The 19,033-nt window shown below is 35.5% G+C and carries 14 protein-coding genes; all 14 read left to right on the plus strand.

Annotation, left to right across the window (positions count from 1 at the left end):
• Window positions 1-81: 81 nt before the first annotated feature.
• The 14 genes from ACFIL7_RS06775 (at window position 82) to ACFIL7_RS06840 (ending at window position 19,032) form a co-directional block, all read left to right on the plus strand.
• Window positions 82-702: an NADH-quinone oxidoreductase subunit J gene (locus ACFIL7_RS06775; RefSeq protein ID WP_375611880.1), complete on the plus strand. Its 621-nt coding sequence runs from the start codon at window positions 82-84 to the stop codon at window positions 700-702.
• Between the two features lie 14 nt (window positions 703-716).
• The gene (gene nuoK, locus ACFIL7_RS06780) at window positions 717-1,025 is read left to right on the plus strand and encodes an NADH-quinone oxidoreductase subunit NuoK (RefSeq protein ID WP_273791275.1); all 309 of its coding nucleotides are present in this window, start codon (window positions 717-719) and stop codon (window positions 1,023-1,025) included.
• A 6-nt stretch (window positions 1,026-1,031) separates the two neighbouring features.
• Window positions 1,032-2,996 (plus strand): NADH-quinone oxidoreductase subunit L, encoded by a 1,965-nt coding sequence (gene nuoL / locus ACFIL7_RS06785; RefSeq protein WP_375643159.1) that lies wholly within the window; start codon window positions 1,032-1,034, stop codon window positions 2,994-2,996.
• On the plus strand, window positions 2,996-4,465 hold the full coding sequence (locus tag ACFIL7_RS06790) for an NADH-quinone oxidoreductase subunit M (protein WP_273791287.1): 1,470 nt from the start codon (window positions 2,996-2,998) through the stop codon (window positions 4,463-4,465). The genes nuoL and ACFIL7_RS06790 overlap by 1 nt, the downstream gene beginning before the upstream one ends.
• 17 nt (window positions 4,466-4,482) lie before the next feature.
• Entirely contained in the window at window positions 4,483-5,937 is a 1,455-nt protein-coding gene (nuoN, locus tag ACFIL7_RS06795; RefSeq protein ID WP_375643139.1) for an NADH-quinone oxidoreductase subunit NuoN, read from the plus strand.
• Window positions 5,937-6,746, plus strand: coding sequence for a biotin--[acetyl-CoA-carboxylase] ligase (locus tag ACFIL7_RS06800; RefSeq protein ID WP_375683466.1), 810 nt, complete (start codon window positions 5,937-5,939; stop codon window positions 6,744-6,746). Before nuoN ends, ACFIL7_RS06800 begins: the two co-directional genes overlap by 1 nt.
• A 45-nt stretch (window positions 6,747-6,791) precedes the next feature.
• Window positions 6,792-8,468 (plus strand): ribonuclease J, encoded by a 1,677-nt coding sequence (locus ACFIL7_RS06805; RefSeq protein WP_375634675.1) that lies wholly within the window; start codon window positions 6,792-6,794, stop codon window positions 8,466-8,468.
• Between the two features lie 203 nt (window positions 8,469-8,671).
• Window positions 8,672-9,997 (plus strand): proline--tRNA ligase, encoded by a 1,326-nt coding sequence (proS, locus tag ACFIL7_RS06810; protein WP_375643131.1) that lies wholly within the window; start codon window positions 8,672-8,674, stop codon window positions 9,995-9,997.
• Window positions 9,998-10,008: 11 nt separating this feature from the next.
• The gene (locus ACFIL7_RS06815; protein WP_375683467.1) at window positions 10,009-11,277 is read left to right on the plus strand and encodes a lipoprotein-releasing ABC transporter permease subunit; all 1,269 of its coding nucleotides are present in this window, start codon (window positions 10,009-10,011) and stop codon (window positions 11,275-11,277) included.
• Entirely contained in the window at window positions 11,277-11,957 is a 681-nt protein-coding gene (locus ACFIL7_RS06820) for an ABC transporter ATP-binding protein (protein WP_375621231.1), read from the plus strand. Before ACFIL7_RS06815 ends, ACFIL7_RS06820 begins: the two co-directional genes overlap by 1 nt.
• A gap of 64 nt (window positions 11,958-12,021) precedes the next feature.
• Window positions 12,022-12,309 (plus strand): succinate dehydrogenase assembly factor 2, encoded by a 288-nt coding sequence (locus ACFIL7_RS06825; RefSeq protein ID WP_375634061.1) that lies wholly within the window; start codon window positions 12,022-12,024, stop codon window positions 12,307-12,309.
• A 5-nt stretch (window positions 12,310-12,314) separates the two neighbouring features.
• Window positions 12,315-15,815, plus strand: coding sequence for a transcription-repair coupling factor (gene mfd / locus ACFIL7_RS06830; protein ID WP_375634062.1), 3,501 nt, complete (start codon window positions 12,315-12,317; stop codon window positions 15,813-15,815).
• A gap of 260 nt (window positions 15,816-16,075) precedes the next feature.
• A complete protein-coding gene (locus ACFIL7_RS06835; RefSeq protein ID WP_375634063.1) occupies window positions 16,076-16,915 on the plus strand; it encodes a hypothetical protein in 840 nt (279 codons plus the stop codon).
• Window positions 16,916-18,420: 1,505 nt separating this feature from the next.
• The gene (locus tag ACFIL7_RS06840) at window positions 18,421-19,032 is read left to right on the plus strand and encodes an invasion associated locus B family protein (RefSeq protein ID WP_375634064.1); all 612 of its coding nucleotides are present in this window, start codon (window positions 18,421-18,423) and stop codon (window positions 19,030-19,032) included.
• Window position 19,033: the final 1 nt, after the last annotated feature.

Genomic DNA, 19,033 nt, shown 5'->3' on the forward strand with positions numbered 1-19,033 from the left:
TGAGGTGTCGGATATTTTTCCGATAAATTGTAATCTGGTATGAAGTTTATACCAATTGTTTGAATAATTAAGGAGAAGCCTATGCTAACAGATCTAGCGGCGGCATTTTTCTATTTGTTTGCTTTTATTATGCTAACAAGTGCAGTTATTGTTATTACAGCACGCAATCCAGTGCATTCTGTTTTGTTTTTAATCCTCGCATTTTTTAATGCAGCAGCTTTGTTTTTACTTGCAGGAGCAGAGTTTTTAGGGCTTATTCTGCTTGTTGTGTATGTTGGAGCTGTCGCTGTTTTATTTTTATTTGTCGTTATGATGCTTGACGTTGATTTTGCTGAGTTAAAGAGTGGAACTCTTCGGTATGCTCCTATTGGAGCTCTTATTGGTGTTATTATCGCTGTAGAATTGATTGTTGTTTTTATGAGTAGCTATTTTTCTCCAGTCTTGAGAACGCATGTTACGCAACCAATGCCAGATTTAGCGCAGCGAACAAATACACAAGCATTAGGTGATATTCTCTATACGGATTATGTTTTCTATTTTCAAATTGCTGGAATGATTTTATTGGTTGCAATGATTGGAGCTATTGTTTTAACACTTCGTCATAAATTAGGAGTAAAGCGGCAATCTATTGCGGAGCAAGTTTCTAGAACGGTAGAAAGTGCCATTGAAATCAAACAAGTTGAATCAGGCAAAGGTATGTAAGGGGGGCTATGCAGATGTATATTGATATTACACATTATCTCACTGTTTCTGCTTTAATGTTTACAATTGGTATTGCTGGAATTTTTCTCAACAGAAAAAATGTGATTATTATCTTGATGTCCATTGAGCTTATATTGCTTTCAGTTAATCTCAATTTTGTTGCATTTTCAGCATTTCTTCATGATCTCGTTGGTCAGGTATTCGCTTTATTTGTCTTAACCGTAGCAGCTGCTGAAGCTGCCATTGGTTTAGCAATTCTGGTCGTTTTTTTCCGTAATCGTGGTTCCATTGCGGTTGAAGATGTTAATGTAATGAAAGGCTAACCAGTGATGTATTATACGATTGTCTTTCTTCCGCTTTTGGGTTTTTTAATTGCTGCACTAGGTGGAAAAACGATAGGAGATCGTGCGAGTGAATTGATAACATGTAGCTTTATGGTTGTTGTTGCCATATTATCGTGGATAGTATTTTTCAGTACTGCACTTGGTCATATTCCAGCGATTGATGTATTGGTATTACATTGGATGACTGTTGGTGACTTAAGCTTTAATTGGGCTTTACATGTTGATGCATTAACAGCTGTCATGCTTATTGTTGTGAATAGTGTTTCGGCATTAGTGCATATTTATTCAATTGGTTATATGCACCATGACCCTTCAAGGTCTCGTTTTTTTTCTTATCTTTCTTTGTTTACATTTATGATGCTTATGTTGGTCACATCCAATAATTTGATTCAGATGTTTTTTGGATGGGAAGGTGTCGGACTTGCTTCTTATTTACTCATTGGTTTTTGGTTTCAGCGCGATTCTGCTAATAAGGCCGCAATGAAAGCTTTTGTAGTTAACCGTGTTGGAGACTTTGGTTTTCTCTTAGGAATCTTTAGTATTTTTGTTTTGTTCCAATCGGTTGATTTTGCCTCTATTTTTGCAAAAGCTGCCGACAAGAGCTTTATACAAAATATGACATTTTTAGATTGGCAATTTGATGGGCAGACGGCAATTACCATTACATGTCTTTTATTATTTATTGGTGCGATGGGAAAATCCGCACAATTTCTTTTACATACTTGGCTGCCTGATGCAATGGAAGGGCCAACTCCTGTATCAGCGCTTATTCATGCCGCTACAATGGTAACGGCTGGTGTTTTTATGATTGCGCGTATGTCGCCAATTTTTGAACTTTCTTCAACTGCTTTGACCGTGATTATTATTGTTGGTGCAACAACAGCGTTTTTTGCAGCAACTGTGGGGTTGGTGCAGAATGATATTAAGCGTGTTATTGCTTATTCTACATGCTCTCAACTTGGTTATATGTTTGTGGCATTAGGTGTTGGAGCTTATGGCGCTGCTGTCTTTCATCTTTTTACGCATGCTTTTTTTAAAGCCTTATTGTTTCTTGGTGCAGGTTCTGTGATTCATGCTGTGTCTGATGAACAAGATATGCGAAAAATGGGTGGGTTACGCAAACATATAAAGATCACCTATTGGATGATGATGGTCGGGACCATTGCCTTGACCGGAGTTGGAATTCCAGGAACACTTTTCGGGACTGCAGGTTTTTTCTCAAAAGATGCGATTATAGAGTCTGCTTTTGCATCTCATAATATTGCTTCAGGATATGCTTTTTATCTTCTTGTTTTTGCTGCCTTTTTAACAAGTTTCTATTCATGGCGACTTATCTTTATGACATTCCATGGTAAACCACGGGCAACAGTTGATGTGATGCATCATGTTCATGAATCGCCTCCAGTTATGTTGATTCCACTCTTTCTTTTATCTATTGGAGCAATATTTTCTGGTGTCGTTTTCCAACCTTACTTTTTTGGTGACTTGTATAATGCTTTTTGGAAGGGAGCATTGTTTACAAGCAGCCATAATCATATTCTTCATGATGCTCACCATGTTTTTAATTGGGTAAAATGGTCGCCTTTTATAGCAATGATTCTTGGGTTTATGTTGGCTTATTTATTTTATATTGTGGCTCCCTCTCTTCCCAAGAAAATGGCGCGTATTATGCCAGGAGTGTATCACTTTCTTTACCAAAAGTGGTATTTCGATCAATTATATAACTTTTTATTTGTTCGTCCTACCTTTAGAATTGGTTCTTTTTTTTGGAAAGTGGGAGACGGTAAGATTATTGATGGTCTAGGTCCCAATGGTATTGCAGCGCGTGTTGTTGATATTACAAATAGAGTTGTTCGAATGCAAACAGGCTATCTTTACCACTATGCATTTGCAATGCTTATCGGCGTTGCATTGCTCATTACATGGATGATGATCGGGGGCGTAAACTAATGACCGATTGGCCTATTCTTTCTACGGTTACATTTTTGCCGCTTGTTGGTGTTCTTCTGATTTTGTTTATCAAAGATGATAGTGAAGTAGCACGCCATAATATACGTAATGTCGCATTTTTTACGACTCTATTTGTTTTTATTATTTCTTTAATTATTTGGATAGGATTTGATTCTAGCAACCAAAATTTTCAAATGGTTGAAAAATCCAGTTGGTTAGGGGGTGGTATTAGCTATCATATGGGGGTCGATGGTATTTCTATTCTTTTTGTTGTTCTCTCGGCTTTTCTTTTGCCTTTCTGTATTTTAGCAAGTTGGGAGAATGTTAAAGAGAGATTAAAAGCCTATATGATTGCGTTTCTTCTTCTAGAAGTTGCGATTATTGGTGTTTTTTGTGCTCTTGATGCAATGCTATTCTATGTTTTTTTTGAAGGCAGCCTCATTCCAATGTTTATCATTATAGGTGTATGGGGAGGAGCACGTCGTGTTTATGCAAGTATAAAGTTTTTCTTATATACTTTACTTGGTTCAGTGCTTATGCTGGTTGCTCTTATGGTTATGTATTGGGAGGCTGGGACACTTGATATACCAACTTTACTCAATTATCAGTTTCCTGCTCATATGCAAATATGGTTATGGCTTGCATTTTTTGCTTCTTTCGCAGTTAAAATGCCAATGTGGCCAGTTCATACATGGCTCCCTGATGCTCACGTAGAAGCACCGACAGCGGGTTCTGTTATTTTAGCTGGTGTCTTACTTAAATTAGGTGGGTATGGTTTTCTTCGTTTTTCTTTGCCTATGTTTCCTATCGCTTCAGCAGATTTTGCGCCTTTTGTTTTCACATTATCGCTTATCGCTATTATTTATACATCACTGGTTGCACTTGTTCAAAGTGACATCAAAAAACTTATTGCTTATTCTTCAATAGCGCATATGGGGTATGTGACAATGGGTATTTTTGCTGCGAATGAACAGGGGATACAAGGGGCTATTTATCAGATGTTATCCCATGGAATTGTTTCAGCAGCATTGTTTCTTTGTGTTGGGGTTATCTATGATCGCTTGCATACACGTGAAATTTCAGCGTTTGGTGGTTTAGTGAATAATATGCCTAAATATGCTGTTGTTTTCTTAATTTTCACTATGGCAAATGTTGGTTTGCCTGGAAGCTCAGGATTTTTGGGTGAATTTTTAACCTTAATAGGTGTTTTTCAAGTAAATAAATTGGTTGTTGTTTTAGCAACAACAGGTGTTATCTTATCGGCAGCCTATGCCCTTTATCTTTATCGGCGTGTGGTTTTTGGTTCCTTGGATAAAGAGAATTTAAAAGTATTAATAGATCTTTCTTTAAGAGAAAAATTCCTTCTTTATCCAATGGTTATTCTTACAATATTCTTTGGTATCTATCCAACGCCTATTCTTAAGGCAACGGCGTTTTCCGTAGAAACCCTCATCAATAAACTGCACTAGATAAGGGAAGAATGCACATGCAAACTGAAATAATAGCGCAATTAGTCTTAATTCTTCCAGAGCTTTTAATTGCATTAGGAGCTGTCGTGCTGCTTATGATTGGTGTTTATTCCAATACACGTGCTTCTTTAACAGTGACAGGTTTAGCCATAGCACTTCTTGTGGCAACCATTATTATTCTTATAATTTTTCCTAAAAATGGTTCATTTCAAACCAATGCGCTCGTTATCGATTCCTTTAGTCGTTATATGAAAATTTTAATGCTTATTGGTGCACTCTTTTCTCTTATCATGTCTGTTGGTTTTGCCAATGCACAAAAGTTTAATATATTTGAGTTTCCAGTACTTGTTCTTTTAGCAACCCTTGGAATGATGTTTATGATTTCAGCGGGTAATATGCTGTCGCTTTATATGGGGTTAGAGCTGCAATCTTTAGCTTTATATGTTTTAGCAGCGATTAATCGTAATAATGTAAAATCTTCTGAAGCCGGTATAAAATACTTTGTTTTAGGAGCATTATCTTCAGGGTTGCTTCTTTATGGTATTTCTTTGCTTTATGGTTTTACCGGTCAAATTGGTTTTCACGAAATTGCTCTTGCTTTAAAAGATAAAAATGTACAATTGGGGGTTATTTTTGGAATTGTCTTTATTTTAGCTGGTTTGGCTTTCAAAATTTCTGCTGTTCCGTTTCATATGTGGACACCTGATGTTTATGAAGGAGCGCCCACACCGATTACAGCATTTTTTGCTGGTGCCCCTAAAGTTGCTGCAATGGCTTTAATCATCCGTATTATTGTGGTGACCTTTATTCCCCTAGGGCGTGTTGATAACGTGATGCCTGCATGGCAACAAATTTTGGTGTTCATGGCGATTGCATCAATGATACTGGGTGCTTTTGCTGCAATCGGTCAGAATAATATTAAGCGCTTAATGGCTTATTCGTCGATCAGTCATATGGGTTATGCACTTGTTGGTTTATCTGCTGGAGATATGCTTGGGATAAAAAGCGTTATCCTTTATATGACTATTTATCTTGGAATGACGATTGGTTCATTTGCCTTTATTCTTGGAATGCGCTCTCAGAATGGAAATGTTGAAAATATTTATGATCTTTCAGGGTTAGCAAAGACGAATCCGTTTATGGCTGTTGTGATGACAATACAGCTTTTTTCTTTAGCAAGCATACCTCCTATGGCTGGTTTTTTTGGAAAGTGGTATACATTTTCTGCTGCTGTCCACGCTGGACTTACGCCACTTGCTGTCGTTGGGATGATAGCGTCTGTCGTTGGGGCTTTTTACTATTTGAGAGTCATTAAAATTATGTGGTTTGATGATGCAAAAGCGCATTTTGTTGCTTTATCGAAAGAGCTTCAATTTTGTCTTGGTCTTTCTGTATTCTTTATTTTATTTTACGCGCTTTTTGGAGTTTGGTTCGCTGAACTAGCAGAAAAAGCAGCAACAGTATTGTTTTAATGAATATGGTTTATACTTTATCAGATTTTGCACAAAAACAGGGATACACTATTGAAGCGTACGATAGTGTTGATTCAACAAATCTCATTGCGCAACGAAAAGCGCAAACTGGTCATCAAGGTAATCTTTGGATTGTTGCACAAGAACAAACACAGGGAAGAGCAAGAAGAGGGAGGACTTGGTCTAGTCCAAAAGGGAACCTTTATTCTAGTCTTTTATTAATTGATGATATTGTTCATCAAACTGCGGCTCAACTTGGTTTTGTTGCTGGAGTAAGTGTGGCAGAGGCAATAAAACAATTAATAAAAGAGGAAAAACAGACAAACAATATTGTGAGCTTAAAATGGCCAAACGATATTTTGCTCAGAGGAGAAAAAAGCTCTGGAGTTTTGCTTGAGATTTTAAAATTGTCATCACAACAATATGCCTTGGTTATTGGTATTGGAATAAATGTGAAATATAATTATGAAGATGCACCCTATTCCACTTCAAGCTTAAAGAATATCGGTTTGCGTATTGATGTAGAACAATTATTTACGGTTTTGACGGAGTGTTTTTCTAAAAATTACCTTCTTTGGAAACAACCAAAAGGATGTGAAATAATCCGAAAAAAATGGCTTTTATATTCCGCTCATCTTGGGAAACATGTCAAAGTGGTGAATGATGAAAAAGTCATTGAGGGTGTTTTTGATGGTCTTGATAGTGATTTTAACTGCATCATAAAGCAAAAAAATGGTCAGACAGCCATTATAACAGCTGGAGATGTTCATTTTGGTTCGGCTGCTTCTATTAATGCAGGTCGTTATTAAAAAATTATTTTATCATCAGATACCTTAATGATTTGGGAGATGTTTATGGTTGCAGCCAATAGATGTGAATTTGTTTTTTTACCTCTGGGAGGTGTAGGTGAAATAGGGATGAATTTAGCTGCTTACGGATTTGGTCCCCAAAATCTTCGTGAATGGCTGCTGGTTGATATGGGGATTAGTTTTGCTGGTTCTGAATTACCAGGTGTCGATCTTGTTTTGCCTGATATTCGTTTTCTAGAAAGTGAAAAACATAATATACGGGGTCTTGTTTTAACACATGCACATGAAGATCATTATGGGGCCGTTCTTGATTTATGTCCAAAGTTACAAGTGCCGATTTACTGTACGCCTTTTACGGCAGGATTATTGGAAACTAAAAAACAATTAGATTTTGAATCTCAAAAAATTTTACTCAATATTTTTCAAGCTGGTGATTGTTTTCAGGTAGGTTCCTTTGCTATAGAGGCTATAGCCGTTAACCATTCAATACCAGAATCTGTATCTTTAGCAATTACAACCTCTTTGGGGACTGTGATTCATACTGGTGATTGGAAAATTGATCATACCCCTTCACTCGGGGCTGTAACCGATGAAAAAAGATTTCGTGCTTTAGGCAAAAAAGGTGTTTTAGCATTACTTTGTGATTCCACAAATGCATGTCGGGATGGTATTTCTCCTTCAGAACAGCAAGTTCAAGCCAGTCTTTCAGAGATTATTTCTAAAGCTGAAGGGCGTGTTGCGATAGCGACTTTTTCTTCTAATATTGGTCGGATACGTTCTATTGCTCTTGCAGCTGAAGCTGCTGGACGTAAGGTGCTTGTCATTGGGCGTTCCCTTAAGCGAAGTATTATGGTTGCACAAGAGCTTGGTTATATGAATGGTTTAGCACCATTTGTAACGGAAGATGATTATGGCTACATCTCGCGAAAAGATCTTGTTTTAATTGTCACAGGGAGCCAAGGTGAGCCATGTGCTGCTTTAGCTAAACTGTCACGTGATGGAATGAAAAGTATTGCACTTTCCGCTGGTGATACCGTTATTTATTCATCACGAAGTATTCCAGGAAACGAAAAAGCGATTATTGAGGTACAAAATTGTTTCATTGATTTGGGTATTAAAATTATTACGAATGAAGATGCACTTGTTCATGTTTCAGGTCATCCCCGTCGTTCAGAACTTTTACAGATGTATGATTGGATAAAGCCACAAATACTTGTCCCTGTACATGGGGAAGCAATGCATCTTAAGGCTCAGGCAACTTTAGCACGTCAAGCGGGTATTAAAACTGTTATGGATATCAGAAATGGCCATATGTTACGTCTTGCACCAGAGTCTGTGAAGGTTGTTGATCAAGTTCCTGTTGGCCGCATCTATAAGGATGGTTGCCTAATTGGAGATGAAGATGAATTAGGGATTCGTGAACGCCGCAAACTAAGTTATGCTGGTCATGTTACTATTTCTCTCCATATAAATAGTAAGCATGAATTATTAGGGGATATAGGTCTAACAACATTCGGGTTACCTGAAAGTAATGGAAAGGGGGAAAGTTTAAAAGATATTCTTTTAGATATCGTAGAAAATACAGTTTATAATATCCCACGCATGAAACAGAAAAATAATGAACTTATTCGAGAGGCAACACGACGTGCAGTAAGAGCGGCTGTTCATGAAATTTGGCAAAAAAAACCTATCTGTACAGTTTTTTTACATCGGTCAAAATAAAAAAACTTTCCTATTACGTTATTTAAAAAGAGAAGAGCATTTTTATTTTATTGCTAAATAAGAAAAATAGAGAATAAAGCACAATAAATTTTTAAATGATAAGATCGTTATATTTGCAAGTATTCAGAATGCGGCTATAGATGAATAGAGGGTGTGATAAATTGTTCCGATATGATAGGTCTGATTAGGAGTTAATTATTTCAATGCGTCTTTCTCAATATTTCCTTCCACTTTTAAAAGAGAATCCTAAAGAAGCAGAAATTGTTTCTCATCGCTTCATGTTGCGCGCTGGAATGATTCGACAACAAACATCAGGGATTTATTCTTGGCTTCCTTTGGGAAAAAAAGTGCTTGATAAAGTTTGTAAAATTATTCGTGAAGAGCAAGAACGTGCGGGTGCAATAGAAATATTGATGCCTACAATTCAGTCTGCTGATCTTTGGCGTGAAAGCGGTCGTTATGATGATTATGGTTTGGAAATGCTCCGCATTAAAGATCGTCAAAAGCGTGATTTACTTTATGGTCCAACCAATGAAGAGATGGTAACAGATATTTTTCGCTCTTATGTTCGTTCTTATAAAGATCTTCCGCTTAATTTATATCATATTCAATGGAAATTTCGTGATGAAATTCGTCCACGTTTTGGTGTGATGCGAGCACGAGAATTTTTAATGAAAGATGCTTATTCTTTTGATCTTGATTATGAAGGCTCTGAAACATCTTATAATCGTATGTTTGTTGCTTATTTACGCACTTTTTCTCGCCTTGGCTTAAAAGCAATTCCTATGCGTGCAGATACAGGTCCAATAGGGGGGGAACTCAGTCATGAATTTATCATTTTGGCTGAAACAGGAGAGAGTGCTATCTTTTGTGATAAACAATTTCTTGAACTTACCGTTCCTGATAGTTCAATCGATTTTAGTGATAAAGCTGTTTTAGATGATATTGTTAAGCAATGGACATCTTTTTATGCAGCAACGGAAGAAATGCATAATGAAGAGGAGTGGGCTAAAGTTTCTGATCATAATCGTCTTTCAGCGCGTGGTATTGAAGTAGGGCATATTTTCCACTTTGGTACTAAATATTCCGCTCCAATGGGAGCAAAAGTTATGGGAAAAGATGGAAAAGAGCATGTGGTCTCTATGGGATCTTATGGTATTGGTCCTTCGCGTTTTGTTGCGGCCGCTATTGAGGCTTCTCATGATGAAAATGGTATTATTTGGCCAAAGTCGATGGCACCGTTTGATTTTGGGATTATCAATATGAAGCCCGATGATGAAAAATGCACACAGGCATGTGAGTTTCTCTATCAGGGATTAAAGAAGGTTGGTTTTGATCCGTTATTAGATGATAGAAATGAACGTCCTGGATCAAAATTTGCAACAATGGATTTGATTGGTTTGCCAACGCAAATCATTGTTGGTCCTAACAGCATTGCACAAAATGAAGTTGAAATTAAAGATCGAAAAACAGGAATAAAAAAATCTCTAAAGGTTGAAGATGTGCTCAGCCAACTTTCTATAATTTAATAGGAAATATTATGAAGAGGCTGAAAAACAAATGCTTTTCATCTTATGAGTGGATGATCGCTTTTCGTTATATGATTCCCAATAAAAAACATGTCGTTGCATCTGTTATTTCAATTATTTCTCTTATTGGGATTATGTTGGGCGTATTTGCTCTGGTTGTTGTTATGGCGGTGATGAATGGCTTTCGTACAGAACTTCTCAATCGTATTCTTGGTATGAATGGGCATCTTATTATTCAAACAGTTGATTCTGGTTTTTCTGATTATAAGACTCTTATTTCTTCTTTAGAAACTACAAATGGTGTGAACTTTGCTTTACCTGTTATTGAAGGTCAAGCGCTTGTTCAAGGTGAAGTTCAAGGTGGCTCTGGCGCGTTAGTTCGTGGTATGCGCAAACAAGATCTAGAAAAGCTTAAAACAGTCTCTCAAAACATTAAATTAGGATCGATTTCTCGGTTTGATCAAGAAGAAGGTGTTGCAATTGGAAGTGGCTTAGCAGAAAAATTAGGACTGACAGTTGGAAGAGATATTCGTATTATTACTCCAGATGGTGATGAGACTCCTTTTGGCGTTACCCCACGTGTGAAAGCTTATAAAGTCGTTGCTATTTTTGAAGTTGGTATGTCTGAATATGATTCAATATTTATCTTTATGCCTCTCCATGAAGCACAAATGTTTTTTAATTTGGGAGATAAGGTTCAGTCTTTAGAATTATTTCTAAATGATCCTGATGCTGTTGATCAAATAAAACCTGTTGTAGAAAAAGCAGTTGATCAACAGGTCTATTTAATTGATTGGCGTACACGCAATCAGGCTTTTTTTTCAGCCTTACAGATTGAACGAAATGTTATGTTTTTCATTCTTTCTCTGATCGTTCTTGTTGCTGCTTTAAATATTATTTCAGGGCTGATTATGCTTGTAAAAGATAAAAGTCATGATATTGCAATTTTACGCACGATGGGGGCTCAACAGAGTGCGATTTTGCGTATATTTATCATTACAGGAATGATGATTGGTTTTATTGGAACTATATTGGGTTTAGTTTTAGGTGTTATCGCGACTGCGAATATTAATCATATCCAAGATTTTATATCTTGGTTATTTAATGTCGACGTTTTTAATCCTCAACTTTATTTTTTAACAAAATTGCCTGCACAAATTGAGTGGAAACAGACCGTCTTGGTTGCTATGATGGCTTTATTCTTGTCGTTTCTTGCTGCTCTCATTCCGGCATGGCGTGCTGCTAAGCTAGATCCCGTACAAGCTTTGAGGTATGAATAATGACAGCTATTTTAGAGCTTGTAGAGATTGAAAGACACTTTTTCGAGAGTCATAAGCCTCTCATTGTTTTAGATAAAGCCAATTTTATTCTTAATCGTGGAGAGCTTGTCGCACTTGTTGCACCATCTGGTGCTGGAAAATCAACACTTCTTCATATTGCTGGATTATTAGAAAAACCAACAGCTGGTGATGTGATGTTACGGGGTGTTTCTTGTGCAAAGCGCTCTGATAGTGAGCGAACAGCTATAAGACGAAATGATATTGGTTTTGTTTATCAATTTCATCATTTACTTCCAGAGTTTACGGCGTTAGAAAATGTCATGATACCGCAAATGATAGCAGGATTAAAAAAATCCATAGCAGAAGATCGTGCGCGCAAATTATTAACGTATCTGCGTATTTCTCATCGTGCGAACCATCGTCCCTCAGAGTTATCGGGAGGAGAACAACAACGTGTTGCTATTGCACGTGCAGTAGCAAATGGCCCTTCGGTTCTTTTGGCTGATGAACCTACAGGAAATCTTGATCCAGTAACTTCAGCTTATGTCTTTCAAGCTTTATCTATCCTTGTTCGTCAGTCTGGTCTTTCTGCTCTTATTGCAACACATAATTACGCTTTGGCTAAGCAAATGCATCGTCGAATTACACTTAAAGAACAAAAGATTATAGAACTTCCTTAAAGCAAGGTACAAATTTTTACGACTAATTGAATAGTTTATATTACTTTATTCAAGGAGATTTTTTATGACAGTTTTTGTCGTTGACAAAAATCAATTAGATGCTCGTCGTCGTCGATTGATTTTTCGTGCATGGCATCGCGGTATTCGTGAAATGGATCTCATTTTTGGACATTATGTCGATGCTCATATCACTGAGATGAATGATAGAACGCTCTCTGAGCTTGAGTATATTATGTCTTTTGATGATCGTGATTTACTCACATGGATTACTGGAGAAATTTTGCCCCCCTCTGAAGTTGATAGTCCACTTTTCCGTGATATTGCCAATTATCGTACTTGCTTAAGTTATTAATCCCGATGCCTATATTTAAAAAAATTGTTATTCCCAAAAATAATTCTGTTCGTATGATTTTAGATGGCGTTACTGATGGATTTGAAGCCTTTGCGCTTGCTAAATTAAGTTCAGAAATTGCACAAGGTAAACCGCTCATCTATGTTGTCCGTGACGGAACAAAAATTGCGTATTTACAACAAGTTTTAAATTTTATTGAACCCAATTTACCCGTACTTCAATTTCCTGCATGGGATTGTTTGCCTTATGATCGCGTATCACCAGGAATTGCTGTTATGGCACGTCGACTATCAACATTGGCACACATAGCAAATTTACGGAAAGATCCACATCCTGCAATTATATTAACTACAGCAAATGCAATTATGCAAAAGTTGCCTCCTCGTGAAATGATAGAAGCTCAGCTTATTCACGCACGTGTTGGCCAGCGTAATAACATGGGAAATCTTATTCAATTTCTAGAAACCAATGGTTTTGAACGTGTTACGGTTGTCCGTGATGTTGGTGAGTTTGCTGTAAGAGGAGGAATACTTGATATCTTTTCTCCGATGGATGTTGAACCTTTACGTCTTGATTTTTTTGGAGATACCCTAGAAAGTATCCGCGTATTTGATCCAGAAAGTCAAAGGACAACAGGCCAAAAAACTGAACTTTTATTACAGGCAATGAGTGAGGTTGTTCTTACACCAGAACGCATCAGCCGTTTTAAAAGCAATTATACCCGTACATTTGGTGTATCACAAAAAAATAACATGCTTTATGAAGCAATTTCTCAAGGTCGGCGTTTTGTTGGTATGGAACATTGGCTTCCATTTTTTTATGAAAACCTTGATAGCTTGTTTGACCATTGTGGCAACTTAGCGATAGTTTTTGAACATCTCATAGAAGAAGTCTTCATTGAGCGCTATCATCTTATTGAAGACTATTATAATGCGCGCAAAGAGCGCGAAAATGATAAAGAAAATTCTACTTCTTATCATCCAATAGACCCTAGTCTTCTCTATTTAACGCCAGAGCGTGTTTTAGAATGTGTGCAACAATCTTCACAGCGTATTGATTTTTCGCCTTTTAATATTCCACAAAGTTTGGAACAAACTGTTATTCACGCACATGTTAAACAGGGATATGATTTTGTAAAAGAGCGTAATGCGCAGGAAAAAAACGTTTTTTCAAGTGTTATTGATCACATCGCATCTTTACGCGCTGCGGGCAAAAAAGTACTTTTAGCGTGTTGGAGTGAAGGATCTCTGAATCGTTTAGTACAAGTTCTCGACGAGCATGGATTGAAAAAAATAGATGTTGCAAAATCTTTGCAAACTGTCAAAGCAACACCTCGAGATCGCATATTAGCAGCTGTTATCATGATAGAACATGGTTTTGTGGCTGAAGATTTGGCTATTATAGCAGAGCAAGATATCCTTGGCGATCGTTTTATAAGATCGCCAAAGCGGCGTAAGAATAATACAAATTTTATTTCTGAAGTTTCTGCTTTAAATTCTGGTGATATTGTTGTGCATATCGACCACGGTATTGGCCAATTTGTTGGTCTTAAAACCATCACAACCACTGGAATTTTACGAGATTGCCTTGAAATTAAATATGCTGGAGGTGATCTCCTCTTTTTACCTGTTGAAAATATTGAGCTTCTCTCACGTTATGGCTCAGAAGGAACAGAGGTAACGTTAGATAAATTAGGAGGTGTTGCTTGGCAAGCACGTAAAGCTCGGCTTAAAAAACATTTATTGGAAATGGCAGGGCAATTAATCCGTATAGCTGCAGAGCGTATGACTCGTGCTGCGCCTGCTTTACTTCCACCAATTGGATCTTTTGATGAGTTCGTTGCTTGCTTTCCCTATGAAGAAACGGAAGATCAAATGAATGCAATTGATGCTGTTTTGGATGATCTAGCCTCAGGCAAGCCGATGGATCGCTTGATATGCGGTGATGTTGGTTTTGGAAAAACTGAAGTAGCCATTCGAAGTGCTTTTGTTGCAGCATTAAATGGATATCAGGTTGCGGTTGTTGTACCAACAACTTTGCTTTCACGTCAACATTACAAAACATTTATTTCGCGTTTTCAAGGATTACCGGTTAAAATTGGACATGCTTCAAGGCTTGTAAAAGCGAAAGAACTTGCACGAGTAAAAAAAGGTGTTTCAGATGGTACAATCGATATTGTCATTGGAACCCATGCATTATTAAGTGGTGCAGTTAATTTTTTACGATTAGGCCTTCTTATCATTGATGAGGAACAACATTTTGGTGTTAAACATAAAGAGCGTTTAAAAGAGCTTAAAAGTGATATTCATGTTCTCACACTTTCAGCAACTCCCATACCACGCACTTTAGGGTTAGCTTTATCGGGTGTACGTGAACTTTCATTGATAACAACACCCCCCATTGATAGAATGGCGGTTCGTACTTTTATTTCACCCTTTGATGCACTTGTTATACGAGAGACCCTGCTTCGAGAATATTATCGTGGTGGACAAAGTTTCTATGTTTGTCCTCGTATTTCTGATCTGGCTTTTGTAGAAGAATATCTCAAAACACATGTGCCAGAACTGAAATTCGTTGTGGCTCATGGACAAATGCCGGCTGGACAACTTGATGATATCATGAATGCATTTTATGATGGACAATATGATGTGCTGCTCTCAACAACCATTATTGAATCGGGGCTTGATATTCCAACAGCCAATACCCTAATTGTGCATCGTGCTGAGATGTTTGGCCTTTCTGCCCTTTATCAGTTACGTGGTAGGGTAGGGCGTTCAAAACAACGTGCTTATGCTCTCTTTACATTTCCTGCTGGTAAAGTCTTAACAGCTGCTGCCGATCGCCGTCTTAAAGTTTTACAATCTCTTGATACCTTAGGGGCCGGGTTTCAATTGGCAAGCCATGACATGGATATCCGCGGTTCAGGCAATTTTTTAGGTGAACAGCAATCGGGGCATATCAAAGAAGTTGGATTTGAACTCTATCAAAAAATGCTTGAAGAAGCTGTTGCTGAATTAAAAGATGGAGAGCTAAATGAAGATAATCAATGGTCTCCTCAAATTTCACTTGGTACAACAGTGATGATACCAGAAAGTTTCGTGCCTGACTTATCATTACGTATGGGACTTTATCGTCGTTTAACAGAACTTGATGATTTAGAACAAATTGATGAATTTGCAGCGGAGTTAATTGATCGCTTTGGTCCTTTACCCCTTGAGGTTCAACACCTTCTTAAAGTCTTTTATATCAAAACATTATGTCGAAAAGCGCATGTAGAGAAATTAGATACAGGACCAAAGGGGATTGTTATACAGTTTCGTAATAACTATTTCGCAAATAGTGTTGCTCTTGTTCAGTGGGTTGGAAAACAAGGTTCGATGGCAAAAATTCGTCCAGATCAAAGTATCGCTCTTATTCGTAATTGGTCCACAGCGGATGAAAGGCTTGTTGGAGCAGCGAATATTATGACACAGCTTGTCGAAATGGCAGAACAACATTCTGTTTAAAAAATATCTTTATTATTTCAGAAATATTACTTATTTTTATAAAATTATTCTATAAAAACAAAAAGTTATTGATTTTGTATAAGAATAAAATTTAAGTTTATAATAAAGAGCCATTATATATTTATTTGGTTTTTATTATATACGTATTGATATAATGAAGGAAATAGATTAGACGGTTTAACCGCATTAAATAGCACTTTCAATATAATAAGCTAATAAGCTCCTGTAAATTTTTTAGAAAGAATTTAGGTAAAGATAGCATGCTTTCTTCATTACAAAAGTGTCTAACTATCGTTTTTTTGTTACTCACTTTAATATATGGCGTAAAAAACGCTTATGCTGAGTTATCTTCTGATGAACAATACCAACATTTAAAAAACAAAAGAAAGAATATTAAAGAGAGCATACAATTTATTGAAGAAAGTATATCTCATTTGGATATTTGGGAAAAAAATATTTCTAAAGCAGAATACTATGAGCGTTTACAGGAACGGAATAAGTTATATAAAAAACTGAAAACTCTGAAGGATGAATATTATAATCTTGGTTCGAAATTACAGGATCTAGCTGAAAAAAAACAAAAAATTATCTCTAGAATACATATAGCGAGAGAGTATGAAGTAGGGGAGTATGAAGAAAAGTTGATTAAAGCAAAAGATTATTTAAAAAAAACTCAAACGTTTAATGAATGGGGAATGAATGAGAAAAGTGGAGGTGATGATGAGATAATGAAAAATTATCTCATATTTATTATTGCTTGCAATACGTTAGCGGATATATTGCAAAGTGATATAGGTGCTATTTTGCGCAAAGATTTTGATTGGAAAGATAAAGATTTTAGTTGGGCTAAAGGCGCAAATAATTCAATAAGTCCTAGTTTAGTCAGGGATATTAAAGAATTACTAACAGATGGCTCTTATAGTTATGAAAAACAAATATTTGACGATATAAAAAATAGTCTTACAGAAGATAATTGGTTTGTAAAAAGTGCACCTAAGCTTTGTAATACCATTAAAGAAGTACATAATATAATGCTTCCAAACAAGAAAAAGAATATTATAGATCGTATGCGTTCTCATGTTGAAGAATTATTCAATTAAAAAATTAATTATACAAATACAGAGAAATTAAGATAATATACTAAATAATAGTTTAAATATGTTAGTAAAATATATTTTAATTTTTTGTTTTTATCATTATTTATAATAAAGTAATTTATACACATAAGATATTATCTATTATTCTTATCATATAAGCTTTAATATATATATTAAATAATAAACTCATATATCTTTTTTATGTTTTCTTTTTATGCATGATTTTTTGTGCTTGTAGTTTTTTATTTTTATCTGTTTAATTATTTTAATGACGATACATTTCATATCTTAAATCTTGTTTTATTAATACGATAAGAGAGATGTTTTATAGCTCTAAGTTGTGTTATATAGGAAAACAAAATGATATTTTGAATTCATTTTTTCTTAAAACTTAAATCATTAACGATTTATATCTTTGATGTTGTAAAAGATGAAAAGAATTTATCATTTTAGTAAATTATTTTATTTGAGAAATAACTTAAAATAAATTGATAAAAGCTATATTTTTTATTCATGTTATAAAGCTGAGAGATGATATTTGTACAGAAGTGCAATAATAGATGTATAATATATGAGCATAAATTTATTATGGCTTTAGGCACGTGAGATGATTCATAGGGGAATCCCTTTGTTCAGTAGTTTTATCTATAAAACTAACTCTGCTTGTGATGTACAAGTGGATAAATTTTATTGATTCAATATAAGAGAGGTTTGCGCTATTAGGATCTTTCATACAATATAGAAATAGAAAAAAGATAAATTATTATTATAAATTAATATGTTATTATATTTTAAGAAAGTTTATTATAAATAAAATATTTTCAGCAGTTATAGATTTTCTCTCTAAGAAAATGTGTTGTTTAATTAAGAAAAAAGCACTTCTTTAGTAGCGTATTTTTAAACTAAACTGTTTAGTTAAACGCTATAGAATATAAAATTTTTATTACAAAAGCGTATCACCATTGTTTTGTAAACAAGGGCAGAAATTTTAGACAATCAATGGTTTTAATTCATCAAATGTTTCAATAATACCGTAGATGATTTTGTTTTTGTGTATCACACGAGGCACATAAGGAAAACTGTAAAACTTATCTGATATTTTGGAGCTTAATGCATTGCAACACCTGTTGCTAATGTTCTATAAGCTTAACATGAAGAGTAATAAATGTAAAAATTTTAATTAGTAAGTTTTTTAGAGTAGTATCAGAGTTTATTTTAATTAACATTGCAATATTGATTCGTTTGTGTAATCTTAGTTTAAATGCACAGAGGTGTTTTATGGATAGATTGCATCAAATACCAATGTGATGAAGAGGGGAAATGATATGAGTGTATAAAAATTAGAATGGCTCGTCGTATTTTTTCTCTAAATTTAACTTTTTTTTTATATTGAAGTAAAAATAGTAAAATTAATTGTTATTTCATTATAATTTAATAAATTAAGTTGGAATTATATTTAATATTTTTTTGAAGTTACTTAAGAGCGCGTTGAAAGGATTAACTTAATCATGTCGCATAAAAATGTTTATTCTGCTGTTTCAGTATTAGTTGGAGCTGCTGCCCTTTTTCTTATAGCTGGTATTTCTGCAAATGCGCAAACTTTATCACAAGGTTGGTACAAAGTTTGCAGTAAGCAGCATGATGTTGATATTTGTAATACAATGAATACTGTATTATCGAATACGGGACAACCTTTAACGGCTTTTAATCTTGTTGAAATAAAAGGGAAGCAAAATGAGAAACGTATAGGTATTCAAGTACCTACAGGTCGTTTTTTGCCAGAAGGTGTTCACATTAAAATTGGTGACGAGTTCTCTAAAAAAATTCCTTATATTATTTGTAATGGACCAAGTTGTATTGCTAATGATGTCTTAGATGATAAGCTTATAGCAGCTATGAAAAGTGGTACAAAAATGGTTGTAACCACAGTTAATTTCCGTGGTTCAGCTAATCCTATTGAGTTTTCTCTTAATGGGTTTACAGCAGCCTATACCGGTCCTGGTATGGAGGAAAAAGATTTTCAACAAGAACAAATAAAGCTGCAGCAAGCCATTCAATCAAAGCAAAAAGAAATTGAAGAGCGTATGCGGGATGAGCAAGAAAAAGCAAAACAAAAGTAAT

Source organism: Bartonella sp. AP3QHHD, assembly GCF_042195765.1.
Lineage (GTDB): Bacteria > Pseudomonadota > Alphaproteobacteria > Rhizobiales > Rhizobiaceae > Bartonella.